The sequence below is a fragment of the Pseudomonas sp. TSO6 genome (genome assembly GCF_056098905.1).
This window is the reverse complement of sequence record NZ_JBLZWV010000069.1, coordinates 78,443-92,746: the sequence shown is the minus strand read 5'-3', so window position 1 is coordinate 92,746 and position 14,304 is coordinate 78,443. Positions and strand designations below refer to the sequence as shown.

10 protein-coding genes, 1 pseudogene and 1 riboswitch are annotated in these 14,304 nt (G+C 63.4%); of the genes and pseudogenes, 6 read left to right on the top strand and 5 right to left on the bottom strand.

The window, feature by feature from the left end:
* Positions 1-88: 88 nt before the first annotated feature.
* From ACN6NG_RS27320 to hldE, 3 genes are all read left to right on the top strand, one after another.
* Positions 89-1,264, top strand: coding sequence for an O-antigen ligase family protein (locus tag ACN6NG_RS27320; RefSeq protein WP_474317141.1), 1,176 nt, complete (start codon positions 89-91; stop codon positions 1,262-1,264).
* 15 nt (positions 1,265-1,279) lie between these two features.
* Entirely contained in the window at positions 1,280-3,088 is a 1,809-nt protein-coding gene (gene msbA / locus ACN6NG_RS27315; protein WP_049277155.1) for a lipid A export permease/ATP-binding protein MsbA, read from the top strand.
* Between the two features lie 130 nt (positions 3,089-3,218).
* Positions 3,219-4,640: a bifunctional D-glycero-beta-D-manno-heptose-7-phosphate kinase/D-glycero-beta-D-manno-heptose 1-phosphate adenylyltransferase HldE gene (gene hldE, locus ACN6NG_RS27310; protein WP_063423391.1), complete on the top strand. Its 1,422-nt coding sequence runs from the start codon at positions 3,219-3,221 to the stop codon at positions 4,638-4,640.
* Between the two features lie 132 nt (positions 4,641-4,772).
* On the opposite strand, the gene ACN6NG_RS27305 is transcribed toward hldE, so the two are convergent.
* From ACN6NG_RS27305 to ACN6NG_RS27290, 4 genes and pseudogenes are all read right to left on the bottom strand, one after another.
* Positions 4,773-5,741, bottom strand: a complete 969-nt coding sequence (locus tag ACN6NG_RS27305) for a metal ABC transporter ATPase (RefSeq protein ID WP_474317138.1) — start codon at positions 5,739-5,741, stop codon at positions 4,773-4,775.
* Between the two features lie 55 nt (positions 5,742-5,796).
* Positions 5,797-6,609, bottom strand: coding sequence for an aldo/keto reductase (locus ACN6NG_RS27300; RefSeq protein ID WP_174370324.1), 813 nt, complete (start codon positions 6,607-6,609; stop codon positions 5,797-5,799).
* A complete protein-coding gene (locus ACN6NG_RS27295; protein ID WP_016501915.1) occupies positions 6,606-7,781 on the bottom strand; it encodes an NAD(P)/FAD-dependent oxidoreductase in 1,176 nt (391 codons plus the stop codon). The genes ACN6NG_RS27300 and ACN6NG_RS27295 overlap by 4 nt, the downstream gene beginning before the upstream one ends.
* 59 nt (positions 7,782-7,840) lie before the next feature.
* Positions 7,841-8,104: pseudogene (locus ACN6NG_RS27290) on the bottom strand (QacE family quaternary ammonium compound efflux SMR transporter); the annotation flags it as partial.
* Between the two features lie 87 nt (positions 8,105-8,191).
* Between ACN6NG_RS27290 and ACN6NG_RS27285 the strand changes: the two are divergent.
* Entirely contained in the window at positions 8,192-9,082 is an 891-nt protein-coding gene (locus tag ACN6NG_RS27285; RefSeq protein ID WP_043198168.1) for a LysR family transcriptional regulator, read from the top strand.
* Positions 9,083-9,093: 11 nt separating this feature from the next.
* Entirely contained in the window at positions 9,094-10,365 is a 1,272-nt protein-coding gene (gene waaA, locus ACN6NG_RS27280; RefSeq protein ID WP_474317134.1) for a lipid IV(A) 3-deoxy-D-manno-octulosonic acid transferase, read from the top strand.
* Between the two features lie 152 nt (positions 10,366-10,517).
* Here waaA and ACN6NG_RS27275 read toward each other — a convergent pair whose 3' ends face one another.
* Positions 10,518-11,951: a TolC family outer membrane protein gene (locus ACN6NG_RS27275; RefSeq protein WP_132845073.1), complete on the bottom strand. Its 1,434-nt coding sequence runs from the start codon at positions 11,949-11,951 to the stop codon at positions 10,518-10,520.
* Between the two features lie 160 nt (positions 11,952-12,111).
* Positions 12,112-12,218: riboswitch (TPP riboswitch) on the top strand.
* Positions 12,219-12,373: 155 nt separating this feature from the next.
* Here ACN6NG_RS27275 and thiC point away from each other — a divergent pair.
* The gene (gene thiC, locus ACN6NG_RS27270) at positions 12,374-14,254 is read left to right on the top strand and encodes a phosphomethylpyrimidine synthase ThiC (protein WP_063423398.1); all 1,881 of its coding nucleotides are present in this window, start codon (positions 12,374-12,376) and stop codon (positions 14,252-14,254) included.
* Positions 14,255-14,304 lie beyond the last annotated feature (50 nt).

The window sequence follows — 14,304 nt, the reverse complement described above, 5'->3', positions numbered from 1 at the left end:
TAGTCTGGCGAGCAAAATGACCGGTAATAATGCCGAAAATAATGCTGTAGCACCATGGAAGGTGCCTTTGATTCATCGGGGGAAATGGATGCTGTATCAAAAAAACTGGGCGCGGGCCTGGTTGGGGTTGGGCCTGGTCTGGTTCCTGGGGGCGATTGCCTTGGCGCCGAGCAACAAGATTTATCAGCAAGGCCTGGTGTTGTTCCTGTGGCTGCCGACGTTGGTGCTGGCATGGTCGGCCCGCGCGGTACTGGTGCAAGCCTGGAAGCGTCAGCCGGCGTTGTGGATGAGTGTGCTGCTGCTGTTGGCCTGGAGTGGCCTGAGCCTGGCCTGGTCGCCCGCAGAGGACTCGGGGCGCGAGATCAAGCGCCTGCTCTACATTCTGGTGTTCCTGCTGGCGTTCCCGCTGCTGGCCCAGCTGGGCCTGGCGAAGGTTCGCCAGCTGTTGCTGCTTGGTAGCGGCCTGCTGGCCATCGCGGCACTGGTCTCTATCGTCAACTTCTATGGTTTGCAGGGTAAGTCTTTGCTGGCCCGTCTGGCCGGCATTGGCGAGATATCACATCCCATTCTGGGTGCTTATGTCATTGGCTCGGCCGTTCTCTTCCTGCTTTATGAGCCACCGCGGCGGCGTGGCCTACAGCTGCTGTGGCTGGTTGCACTGGCTTGCCTGGGGGCTTTTGCCATGCTCAGCCAGAGCCGTGGCGCGCTCCTGGCATTGGTACTCACCGTCACCATGGCACCGCTGTGGTTCCGTGACCGCCACAGCCAGGTGTTTTCCATCCTGGCAGTCATTGCAACCGGCCTTGCTGTTTCTGCGATGTATGACCTGATCGCCATGCGCGGCTCATCCTTCCGGCCGGAAATCTTCCATGCCGTGGTCGACATGATTGCCGCGCACCCCTGGACCGGCCTGGGCCTGGGTGCTGGCTACGACGTCACTGCGGTGGGCAGGCACTTCGACCACACCCACAACATGTTTACCCACGTTGCCGTGGAGATGGGCCTGCCTGGCATGCTGCTCTGGGTCTTGGTGTGGTTGTTCACGCTGGGTGAAATCATTCGCGTGCGCGGCACCTTGTTCGGCAAGATCCTGCTGAGCTTCTGGGTGTACTCGACCCTGGCGATGCAGTTCGATGCCGCCAGCCTCACCGGTACGCCGCGTGCCGAATGGTTTATCAGCTGGCTGCCTGTCGGCCTTGCCATGATGCTGCCATGGGGGCGTGCCGAAAATGACGCCTGTGGTAAAATTTCCGGTTCAACCTGAACAGCGAGCTCGATAATGGCCGAAACCCCGCGACCGGCGGAGCACACCTCCAGCCTGAAGATCTACTTCCGGCTGTTGGGCTATGTGAAACCCTATGTCGGCATTTTCCTGCTGAGCATTGTCGGTTTCGTGATCTTTGCCTCGACCCAGCCGATGCTGGCCGGCATCCTGAAGTACTTTGTTGACGGGCTGAGCAACCCTGAAGCGGTGTTGTTCCCCAATGTCCCCTACCTGCGCGACCTGCAATTGCTGCAGGCTGTGCCGTTGCTGATCATCCTGATCGCTGCGTGGCAGGGCCTGGGGTCGTTCCTTGGTAACTATTTCCTGGCCAAGGTTTCCCTGTGCCTGGTGCACGACCTGCGCGTGGAGTTGTTCAACAAGCTGCTGGTACTGCCCAACCGCTACTTCGACAACCACAACTCCGGGCACCTCATTTCGCGTATCACCTTCAACGTGACCATGGTCACAGGTGCCGCCACCGATGCAATCAAGGTTGTCATCCGTGAAGGCCTGACCGTGGTGTTCCTGTTTGCCTACCTGCTGTGGATGAACTGGCACCTGACCTTGGTCATGGTCGCCATCCTGCCGGTGATTGCGGTTATGGTCAGCATCGCCAGCAAAAAATTCCGCAAGCAGAGCAAGAAGATTCAGGTGGCCATGGGCGACGTCACCCACGTCGCGTCGGAAACCATCCAGGGTTACCGCGTGGTGCGCAGCTTCGGCGGCGAGGCCTACGAACAGCGGCGTTTCAGCAAGGCCAGCCAGAGCAACACCGACAAGCAGCTGCGCATGACCAAGACCGGCTCGCTGTATACGCCGATGCTGCAGCTGGTGATCTACAGTGCCATGGCCGCACTGATGTTCCTGGTGCTGTTCCTGCGCGGTGAGTCTACCGCCGGTGACCTGGTGGCCTACATTACCGCTGCCGGCTTGCTGCCCAAGCCGATTCGCCAGTTGTCAGAAGTCAGCTCGACCATTCAGAAGGGCCTGGCGGGTGCAGAAAGCATCTTCGAGCAACTGGACGAAGAGCCTGAACTGGACACCGGTACTGTCGAGAAAGACCGCGTGGAAGGGCGCCTGGAAGTGCGCAACCTGAGCTTCACCTACCCGGGTACCGAGCGTGAAGTGCTGAGCGACATCAGCTTTGTCGCCGAGCCTGGGCAGATGATCGCCCTGGTCGGCCGCTCTGGCAGCGGCAAGTCGACTCTGGCGTCGCTGATCCCGCGCTTCTATCACCATGACCAGGGGCAGATCCTGCTCGATGGCGTGGAGATCGAGGATTACCGCCTGCGCAACCTGCGCCGCCACGTTTCGCAGGTGACCCAGCACGTCACCCTGTTCAACGACACTGTGGCCAACAATATTGCCTATGGCGATCTGGCGGGTGCCCCGCGCGCAGACATCGAAGCCGCTGCGGCCGATGCCTATGCCAAGGAGTTCGTCGACCGCTTGCCGAAGGGCTTCGACACCGACGTAGGTGAGAACGGCGTGCTGCTCTCCGGCGGCCAGCGCCAGCGCCTGGCCATTGCCCGGGCACTGCTGAAAAACGCGCCACTGCTGATTCTCGACGAGGCCACCTCGGCCCTGGATACCGAATCCGAGCGGCACATCCAGGCTGCCCTGGACCACGTGATGCAAGGGCGCACCACGCTGGTGATCGCCCACCGCCTGTCGACCATCGAGAAGGCTGACCAGATCCTGGTCATGGACCAGGGGCGTCTGGTGGAGCGTGGCACCCACGCCGAACTGCTCGCGGCCAATGGCCATTATGCCCGCCTGCACGCCATGGGCCTGGATGAGCCGGTCAAGGCCGATATCACCTGAGTCCTCCCTGATCGGGGCCGTAACGGCCCCGATTGTCACGGGAATTTTCTGGGGGCGATCTGGCCATAAAGCCGTCGTCTACCCTGTGCTAATATCCTGCCCCTGTTCATTATTTCCATATGGGTTGCCCATGAAGTTGTCCATGCCGCGTTTCGATCAAGCCCCGGTTCTGGTGGTCGGCGATGTCATGCTCGACCGCTACTGGCATGGCGGTACTTCGCGTATTTCGCCTGAAGCGCCAGTGCCGGTGGTCAAGGTCGATCAGATCGAGGATCGCCCCGGCGGCGCGGCCAACGTTGCCTTGAACATCGCCGCCCTGGGCGCACCGGCGTCGCTGATCGGCGTTACCGGCCAGGACGAGGCCGCCGACAGCCTCGCCAACAGCCTTCAGGCTGCGGGCGTGCGCTCGGTGTTCCAGCGCATCGCGCACCAGCCGACCATCGTCAAGCTGCGGGTCATGAGCCGTCACCAGCAGCTGCTGCGTATCGATTTCGAAGAGCCGTTCGCCACCGACCCGCTGTCGCTGGGTGCCGAAGTCGACAGCCTGCTCGAAGGCGTCAAGGTGCTGGTCTTGTCGGACTACGGCAAGGGCGCACTGAAGAATCACCAAAGCCTGATCCAGGCAGCGCGGGCCAAGGGCATTCCGGTGCTGGCCGACCCCAAGGGCAAGGATTTCTCCATCTACCGCGGTGCCAGCCTGATCACCCCGAACCTCAGCGAGTTCGAGACCATCGTTGGCCGTTGCGCCGATGAGGCCGAACTCGTCGCCAAAGGCTTGCAGCTGCTGAAGGACCTGGACCTGGGCGCCGTGCTGGTAACCCGTGGCGAGCACGGCATGACCCTGCTGCGCGTTGGCCAGCCGGCGCTGCACCTGCCGGCGCGTGCGCGTGAAGTGTTCGATGTGACCGGTGCCGGTGATACCGTCATTTCCACCCTTGCGGCGGCCATTGCGGCTGGCGAGGACTTGCCCCACGCGGTGGCCCTGGCCAACCTGGCGGCCGGCATCGTGGTCGGCAAGCTGGGTACGGCTGCGATCAGTGCCCCGGAACTGCGCCGGGCGATCCAGCGTGAAGAAGGTTCCGAACGTGGCGTGCTGGGCCTTGAGCAACTGCTGCTGGCCATCGATGACGCGCGGGCGCACAAAGAGAAGATCGTCTTCACCAATGGCTGCTTCGACATCCTGCATGCCGGGCACGTCACCTACCTGGAACAGGCGCGGGCCCAGGGCGATCGGCTGATCGTTGCGGTCAACGACGACGCTTCGGTCAGCCGTTTGAAAGGGCCGGGCCGGCCGATCAACAGCGTCGACCGGCGCATGGCCGTACTGGCCGGTTTGGGCGCGGTGGACTGGGTGATCAGCTTCCCGGAAGGCACCCCGGAAAACCTGCTGAGCCAGGTGAAGCCGGATGTGCTGGTCAAGGGTGGCGACTATGGCATAGACCAGGTGGTAGGCGCTGATATCGTCAAGGCGTATGGCGGCACCGTGAAGGTGCTTGGCCTGGTCGAGAACAGCTCGACCACCGCGATTGTCGAGAAGATTCGCAAGAACTGATATCGCTGGGGCCGCTTTGCAGCCCAATCGCCGGCAAGCCAGCTCCCACAGGTACAGCGCAAGCCTTGAGAATTGCACAGGCCTTGTGGGAGCTGGCTTGCCGGCGATTGGCTGCGAAGCAGCCCCAGGGATTCACTTGTGAAGTGAGGTACGCGCCCGCTCCAGCAATGCCCGGGCCTTGTCGCCAAAGCGCTGCAGATGCGATCCCCGCGTCGGCTTGCTCTCCACCAACCCCTGCTGCTTCACCCAGTCCTTCCAGCGCACCCGCTCGTCCGTCACTACCCAGCCTTCCTGCCGGGCAAAACTCTCGGCCAGGTACAGTCCGCGTGTGCTCGCCGGCACCAGCTCATCCTTCTTCAGCGTATAAAGCTCCGCCAGCGGGTGGCCGTCCTTCAACGGCATCAGGTACAGGTCTGGCCGTTTGCGGTTGAGTCGCGCTACCAGCTGGCCCCCCTCCAGCCGCTCATCGACGTGGAACAGGCTGAGCTTCTTGGCTTCACGAGGCACCTGCAGGCGCATGTCGTAGATCAGCTGCAGCGAGGCGGTGGGCAAGTGTACATAGGCCCTTGGCCGCTCCAGCAGCATCAGGTTGCCGCAGTGCACGGGCCGGGCGGCACCGGACTCGGGGGCCAGCAGGAAGTGCGGTGTTTCACGGTAGTGCAGGGCAGCGGCGTATGGGACGGGCAGCCAGGTATCGTTGAAGCGCCCGCCTAACCAGCCTTCCGGGGTTTCCAGCAGGCATTCTTCAGCCACTTCCTGAACAGCCGTGTGCAACGGCAGGTTCAGCTCCTGCGCCGGTACATACCCAGAAATCAGTTTCAGCACCACATCGCCACGGTCTTGCCGGCGCTGGCGCACCAACACCCAGTAATCTCGGTTTTGCCAATGCAGGGTAAGGCGCACCGACACACCCAGGTTGGCCAGTTCGACCACGAAGCGCTGCGTGTCGGGCAGCTGGATGGCCTTGCGCCGCTGTTGGGTCTGGGCAAAGTTCAGCGGCATGCCGATGCTCTGGTAGATCAGGCCTTCGGGTGTGGCTTCGACATGCAGTGGCAGTGTCTTGAAGTTGCTCGGGTTCTTGCGGATCAGCGTTCGCGCCACGAGGCTCCTCCTTGCGTCGGGTCATTCTCCTGGCCCTTGGTGGGCCAGGGGCAACTCAGTGCTGGCCCAGGATGCGGGCGACGGTGGCCACGTTGTGGGCCAGGTGCAGCGGATTGATGGTGCCGACGATAGCACTGCTGACGCCCGGGTGGGCGAACAGCAGCTCGAAGCTCGCCTGCACCGGGTCAACGCCCGGGGCCAGGCAGACATGCCCGCTGGCCAGGGCCTTCTTTACCAGGATGGCCTTGCCGTGTTCGGCAGCGTAGTCCAGCACCGGGCGTTCTGCCTGCTCGTTGAGGTTGTAGGTAACCATGGCGCAGTCACCTTGTTCCAGTGCTTTCAGGCCACCGGCCACGGTCTTGCCGGACAGGCCGAAGCCGAGGATCTTGCCCTCTTGCTTGAGCTCCGCCAGGGTCTGGTAGACCTCCTGCTGTTCGAGGATCGCCAGGTCGTTGCCGTCGGAATGCACCAGCACCAGTTCGATGCGGTCGGTTTCCAGGCGGCGCAGGCTGCGCTCTACCGAAAGACGGGTGTGGGCGGCACTGAAGTCGAAGTGCGACTGGCCGTTGTCGAATTCTTCGCCAACCTTGCTGACGATCACCCACTCATCGCGTTGGCCGCGCAGCAGCGGGCCCAGGCGCTCTTCACTGCGGCCATAGGCGGGGGCGGTGTCGATCAGGTTGATACCTAGCTGGCGGGCCTGGGCCAGCAGCATGCGGGCTTCGTCATCGTCGGGGATGGTGAAACCGGTGGGGTACTTCACACCTTGGTCGCGGCCCAGCTTGACCGTGCCCAGGCCCAGTGGCGAAACCTGGAAACCGGTGCTGCCCAGCGGGCGGTGGAAGTCGTGCAGGGTGGGCAGGCTCATGGCAGCAAGTGCTCCCAGGCCGGCACGCCCAAGGGGGGGCGGGGCAGGTCGGCCAGGTCGGCTTGTGCCTGCGGGCGGATGCCGTCGCGCTCCAGATGGGCGATGACCCGGTCACTGAAGTCTGGTGCCAGTGCCAGCTTGGTCGGCCAGCCCACCAGCAGGCGCTGCTGGTCGGCAAGGAAGGCGTTGTCCGGGCGTACCAGGCCGGATTGCGCAGGTTCGGCGCGGTCGACGCGCAGGGTGGCCCAGCGCACCAGGCTCTGGTCAACCCATGGCAACAGGTTGGCGATTTCCTTCTGTGCCGCAGCAATCTGCGCTGCAGGCTCGCGCGCTACGCCATCGGCTTCCGCCAGGTCGCCGCCGAGGTACCACACCCACTGGCCATCGGCTGCCGGGTGGGTGGTCACCGTCACCCGTGGCTTGGGCCCGCCACCGAGGCAGTGGGCGTACAAAGGTTTGAGGTTCGGGCCCTTGGCCATGACCATGTGCAGCGGGCGTGTTTGCATGGCGGGCTGGTCCAGGCCCAGCGCCTGCAGCAAACCTTCGGTGCCGGCACCGGCGCTCAACACGATGCGCTGGGCACGGATTTCCCGGTCATCCACGCGCAGGCCGACCAAGGCATCACCTTCACGCAATGGTTCGATACGCTCACCTGCAAGCAAGGAGTCGCCGGCCAGCTCGGCCAGGTTGGCCAGCAGGCTCGGGACATCGATCACCAGTTCTGCCAAGCGATAGACCTTACCCTTGAAGGCGCGGTCCTGCAGCGCGGGCGGCAGCTGGTCGCCCTTGACCTGGTCGACCCGGCCGCGTACGGCCTTGCTGGCGAAGAAACTGGTGAGGTTGCCGGCCAGGGTGCCGGGGGACCACAGGTAGTGGGCATCGGAGAGCAGACGGGTACGGCCGAGGTCGAGTTCGCCGTCGCCAGCCAAGGCCTCACGCCAGCGGCGCGGCATGTCGGCGATGGCTTCCGAGGCGCCGGTAAGGGCACCGTGCAGGGCGTACTTGGTGCCGCCGTGGATAATGCCCTGCGACTTTATCGTCTGCTCACCGCCAAGGCTGGCGCGTTCCACCAGCACTGTCGAGTAGCCCTGGCGGCGCAGGCGGGCATTGAGCCAGAGGCCTGCGACCCCGGCGCCGACGATCAGCACGTCAGTGGAAATGGCAGATGGCATGGCGGTACCTCGAAGACTGGGACAGCTGGCAAGTATACAGGCTATACCTGTGAGGGCCCTATCGCCGGCACATCCAGCTTCTGCCCGTAAATCACCAGCGCCGCCACACTGATCAGCACAATCCCCAGCCCCGACCAGATGGCGTAGGCGATTCCCACCGGAATGCTGCGCACCACCAGGGTCAGCATCCAGAACGCAATGCCGTAGCCAACCACCATCAGCAGCAGGGGCAGTGGCGTGCTCAGGCCTTTCACTGCTTTCATGGAGGCAGTGGCGATGACTTCGGCGCAGATGGCGATGGCGAGATAGGTATAGGCATTCATGGCGGGGTCCTCTGGTAACTGGTCGGGCATTCTAGACCTTGCCCAGATGCGGTAAAGTCATTACCTATCAGATATGGGGATAGGTTGATGGCTGAGCAATGGAACCTGGAGCAGCTGCGAATTTTTCTGCGCGTCGCCGAATTGCGCTCCTTTTCTGCCGTTGCCCGCGAACAACGCAAGGCCCAATCGGCCATCAGTAATGCCATCGCCCTGCTGGAAGCAGACCTGGGCGTCACGTTGTTCGAGCGCAGCAGCGGCCGGCAACCGAAGCTGACCGAAAATGGCAGCGCGTTGTTGGAAGATGCCCGCGAACTGTTGCGTCAATGCGAACACCTGGATGGTCGTGCCCTGGCCCTGATGCGCGGGCAGGAGGCCTTGCTGCGGGTTGCCCAGGACGAAGCCATGCCTTACCAGCCGGTGATCGACAGCCTGGACGAGCTGGCCAGCCGCTACCCGTTCCTGGAGGTGCAACTGGCCAGCGGTGCCCAGGGCGATGTGGCGCGCAAGCTGGTGGAGCGGCGCGCCGATCTGGGCCTGTTCTTCCACCACGAAAGCATCCCGGCATCGCTGGAGCGGCGGGCGCTGGGCAGTGTGGAGATGGTCACGGTTTGCGCAGTCGGCCACCCGCTGGCGGGCGAAGGCCGAGTCACCCGCCAGCAACTGGCGCGCCACCGGCAGTTGCTGATCACGCCCCAACAAAGCGGTTACCCAGGCGGCGAGGCGATCAGCCCGCAGGTATGGCGTGCCGACAGCTTCTACGCCATGGCCGAACTGCTGATGCGCGGCCTGGGCTGGGCCTGGTTGCCGCGGCACGTGGTGCAGTACCCGACCTACCAGGCGCACATGGTCGAGCTCGATAGCGAGTGGCGCCCGCCGGCGCTGGTGGCGGAACTGGCCTGGCGCCGTGATGCGCCCCTGGGGCCGGCCGCGCAGTGGCTGGCCGAGCGCTTTGCGGTGCACCTGCGTGCGATCGGGTAAACTCCGGCGCCATGAACAGAACACTCTATACCTTGCTGTTTCACCTGGGCTTGCCGCTGGTTGCGCTGCGCCTGTACCTGCGCGCACGCAAGGCGCCTGCCTATGGGCAACGCATCGGCGAGCGCTTTGCTTGCAAGCTGCCGGCAATGCGCCAGGGCGGCATCTGGGTGCACGCGGTGTCGGTGGGCGAAAGCATTGCTGCAGCGCCCATGGTGCGTGCCTTGCTCAAGGCCTACCCGGAATTGCCAATCACGCTTACCTGCATGACACCGACCGGTTCCGAGCGTATTCGCGCCATGTTCGCCGACGAACCACGCGTACAGCATTGCTACCTGCCCTACGATCTGCCGTGGGCGGCCGGGCGATTTCTCGACCATGTGCAGCCGAAGCTGGGCATCATCATGGAAACCGAGCTGTGGCCCAACCACATCCACCAGTGCGCCAAACGCGGGATTCCGGTGGCGCTGGCCAACGCGCGATTGTCCGAGCGCTCGGCACGCGGCTACGGGCGCTTTGCAAAACTGACTCGGCCGATGCTGGCGGAAATGAGCCTGATCGCCGTGCAGACCGGAACCGAGGCGCAACGCTTTCGTGACCTGGGGGCGCGCCCTGAGTGCGTGCAGGTCACTGGCTCGATCAAGTTCGACCTGAAGATCGATGAGCAACTGCTACCGCGTGCCAGGGCATTGCGTGAGCAGTGGGGGGCCGAACAGCGCCCGGTGTGGATTGCCGCCAGTACCCATGACGGTGAGGATGCGCTGATTTTGCAGGCGCATCGGCAGTTGTTGCAGGTGCATGGCGATGCCTTGCTGATCCTGGTGCCGCGCCATCCCGAGCGCTTCAATGCGGTGCATGCGCTGTGCAGCGAACAATTCACCACCGTGCGCCGTTCTTCGGCAGCCCCGGTCGATGCGCAAATCCGCGTGTTGCTGGGCGACACCATGGGTGAGTTGCTGTTCCTCTACGCGCTGGCTGATATTGCCTTTGTCGGCGGTAGCCTGGTGCCGACCGGTGGGCACAACCCGCTGGAGCCGGCGGCGCTGGCCTTGCCGGTGCTGATGGGGCCGCATGTGTTCAACTTCCTTGAAATCAGCGCGATGTTGCGTGAAGCGGGGGCGTTGCAGCAGGTGGACGATGCCGACGGGCTGGCCGGGGCGGTGCGGCGGCTGGTCGAGTTGCCGCAGGATGCGCAGCGCATGGGCGAGGCGGGCAGGGCGGTGATGCAGGCCAATCAGGGCGCGTTGCAGCGCTTGCTCGATGGCCTGGATGCGCTTATCCGCTGACTTTTGCTTTGGTTTTCCTGGCCTCATCGCCGGCAAGCCAGCTCCCACAGGGGCTGCACAAGGCTTGAGGCCAGTGAGGAACCTGTGGGAGCTGGCTTGCCGGCGATGAGGCCATCAAAAGCAACCCGGTCTGTGAGCAATACACCCCTATTTCAAGGGCGGCGCTCAAAGTTCTTGGCCGCTGCTGCAGCCAAGTCTGGCGGCAGGAAGTCCTTGTCCGGGTTGTAGTCCGGTTTCAGGTAGCGCTTGAGGTCCTGCAGGTCTTGCGGGCTGAGGGTGCCGGCCGCCTGTTTCAGGCTCAGGTTGTCGAGGATGTAGTCATAGCGGCTGTTGTTGTAGTCGCGCACCGAGGTGTACAGCTGGCGCTGGGCATCGAGCACGTCGACGATGTTGCGGGTACCCACCTGGTAGCCGATTTCGGTGGCTTCCAGCGCGCTCTGGTTGGAGATGATCGACTGTTTGCGTGCTTGCACCTGTTCCACGTCGGTGTTCACCGCGCGGTGCAGGTTGCGGGTGTTTTCCACCACCTGGCGGCGCAGGCTTTCACGCTGCTGTTCGCTCTGGCTCAGGCGCTGGTAGGCCTCGCGTACCTGCGAGCTGGTCAGGCCGCCGCTGTAGATCGGGATATTCAGCTGCAGGCCGACGCTGGTCTGTTCCACGTCGCCGCTGTAGCGCACGCCCAGCTGCGAAGGGTTGGTAAAGCCCAGGTTGTCGTTGTCACCCTTCTGGTACTTGGCCACTGCATCCAGGGTCGGCGCATGGCCGGCCTTGCGCTGGCGCAGGGTCTCTTCGGCGGCGGAAACCGCATAGTTGGTGGCCAGCAGGTTGAGGTTCTGGCGGCCGGCGGTTTCGACCCAGGCCTTGGCGTCGTTTGGCGTGGGTACCTGCACCGGCAGGGTATGCACCACGCCTTGGATCGAGGTGTATTCACGGTTGGTCAGGGTGACCAGCGCTTCAAAGGCATCCTGCACCTGGCGCTCGGCGATGATCCGGTTGGCTCGGGCCGTGTCATAGCTGGCCTGGGATTGCAGCACGTCGGTCTTGTCCGACAGGCCCACATCGAAGCGTTCGTTGGACTGATCCAGCTGGCGTTTGAATGCGGCTTCCTCGGCCTTGGTGGCGGCCAGGTTGTCCTGCGCGCGCAGCACGGCAAAGTAGTTTTGCGCGGTTTGCAGGATCAGGTTCTGTTCAGTGGCCGACAGCTCCAGCGCCGCCTGTTCGTTTACCGCTTCAGCGGCCTGCAACTGGAACCAGCGATCAGCGCGGAAGATTGGCTGGGCCAGGGTCGCGCTCCATGAGTTGCCGCTGCGGTTGGAGGTGATGGAAGGCTCGTCCAGCTTGGTGCGGGTGTTCAGCATCTCGGCATCGGCCGAGAGGTTTGGCAGCAACCCGGCGCGGGCCTGCGGTACCACTTCGCGGCGCGCGCCATAATCGGCGCGTGCCGCAGCCAGGTCGGCGTTGTTGTCTACCGCTTCCTGATAAACGCTGACCAGGTCGGTTTTGACTGTCGAGGGCACGTCCACTGCCCAGGCCACTCCGTTGGACGCACAAGACACGGCAATCGCCAGTGAGAGTTTGCGCAGCATAGAGGCAATCCTTGTACGAAATTTAATTACTGAACTGTTGAGTATCGAGTGACGGGCCAGTGTAGTGCCATGCGCCCCTGGCAACAATCGCCCGGTATGCCTTTCATCAACCGCGCATTTACCCGCTTGGCTTTGCCGACCACTCCAGTCTAGACTGCGCATGTTCTTGTCGGGGTGCCTTGAAGCAAAGGCTGAGATCGCAGAGGTGCGGATCCCGTTGAACCTGATCAGGTTAGCGCCTGCGTAGGGAACAAGATTGCTCGCCTTCCCGGGGAGCCTCTTGTGCCAGGTCCGGGAATGTCGCAGCTGCATGCAGCTTCAGGCACCCCCATATCCGGCACTGCACTCGTCCACGGGTGCGTCCGCGCTTTTCAGGTTCTCCCCGACATTCCACTGCTAGGAAGCCGTCTGGAGAGCCTGTGATGACCAAACAAGAAAAAGCGATCAACCTCAGCGAATCGGCACAAGTCGATCAGCAGTCCGTGCAACCGTTCCCGCGCTCGCGCAAGATCTATGTCGAAGGCTCGCGCCCGGACATCCGCGTGCCCATGCGCGAAATCAGCCTGGACGATACCCCGACCGATTTTGGCGGCGAAACCAACGCGCCGGTACTGGTCTACGACACGTCCGGCCCATACACCGACCCCAATGTGATCATCGACGTGCGCAAGGGCCTGGCCGATGTGCGCTCGGCCTGGATCGACGCCCGCGGTGACACCGAGCGCCTGGGCGGGCTCAGCTCCGACTTCGGCCAGCAGCGCCTGAACGACGCCGAACTGGCCAAGCTGCGTTTCGCCCACGTGCGCAACCCGCGCCGTGCCAAGGCTGGCGCCAACGTCTCGCAGATGCACTATGCCCGCCAGGGCATCATCACCGCCGAGATGGAATACGTCGCCATCCGCGAAAACATGAAGCTGCAAGAAGCCCGCGCCGCTGGCCTGCTGAATGAGCAGCACGCCGGCCACAGCTTCGGTGCCAACATCCCGAAAGAAATCACCCCCGAATTCGTCCGCCAGGAAATCGCCCGTGGCCGCGCGATCATTCCGGCCAACATCAACCACCCTGAAGTCGAGCCGATGATCATCGGCCGCAACTTCCTGGTGAAGATCAACGGCAACATCGGCAACAGCGCCCTGGGTTCCTCGATCGAGGAAGAAGTGGCCAAGCTGACCTGGGGCATCCGCTGGGGCTCGGACACGGTCATGGACCTGTCCACCGGCAAGCACATTCACGAAACCCGCGAGTGGATCATCCGCAACTCGCCGGTGCCGATTGGTACCGTGCCGATCTACCAGGCCCTGGAAAAGGTCAACGGCGTGGCCGAAGACCTGACCTGGGAGCTGTTCCGCGACACCCTGATCGAGCAGGCCGAGCAGGGCGTGGACTACTTCACCATCCATGCCGGTGTGCTGCTGCGCTATGTGCCGCTGACCGCCAAGCGCGTGACCGGCATCGTCAGCCGCGGTGGCTCGATCATGGCCAAGTGGTGCCTGGCGCACCACAAGGAAAACTTCCTGTACACGCACTTCGACGAGATCTGCGAAATCATGAAGGCCTACGACGTCAGCTTCTCGCTGGGTGACGGCCTGCGCCCCGGCTCGATCGCCGACGCCAACGACGCTGCGCAGTTCGGTGAGCTGGAAACCCTCGGCGAGCTGACCAAGATTGCCTGGAAGCACGACGTGCAGTGCATGATCGAAGGCCCAGGCCACGTGCCGATGCAGTTGATCAAGGAGAACATGGACAAGCAGCTGGAGTGCTGCGACGAGGCGCCGTTCTACACCCTCGGCCCGCTGACCACCGACATTGCACCGGGCTACGACCACATCACCTCGGGCATTGGTGCGGCGATGATCGGCTGGTTCGGTTGCGCCATGCTCTGCTACGTCACGCCCAAGGAACACCTGGGCCTGCCGAACAAGGACGACGTCAAGACCGGCATCATCACCTACAAGATCGCCGCCCACGCCGCCGACCTTGCCAAGGGCCACCCGGGCGCGCAGATTCGCGACAACGCCCTGTCCAAGGCACGCTTCGAGTTCCGCTGGGAAGACCAGTTCAACCTCGGCCTGGACCCGGACACCGCCCGTGCCTTCCACGACGAGACCCTGCCGAAGGAATCGGCCAAGGTTGCGCACTTCTGCTCGATGTGCGGGCCGAAGTTCTGCTCGATGAAAATCACCCAGGAAGTGCGTGAGTACGCTGCCAAGATCGAGGCCGTGGATGTGACGGTCGAGCAAGGCATGCGTGAGCAGGCCGAGCGTTTCCGCCAGGAAGGCAGCCAGCTGTACCAGAAAGTGTAAGAACGCTGGGGCCGCTGTGCGGCCCCTTCGCGACACAAGGCCGCTCCCAC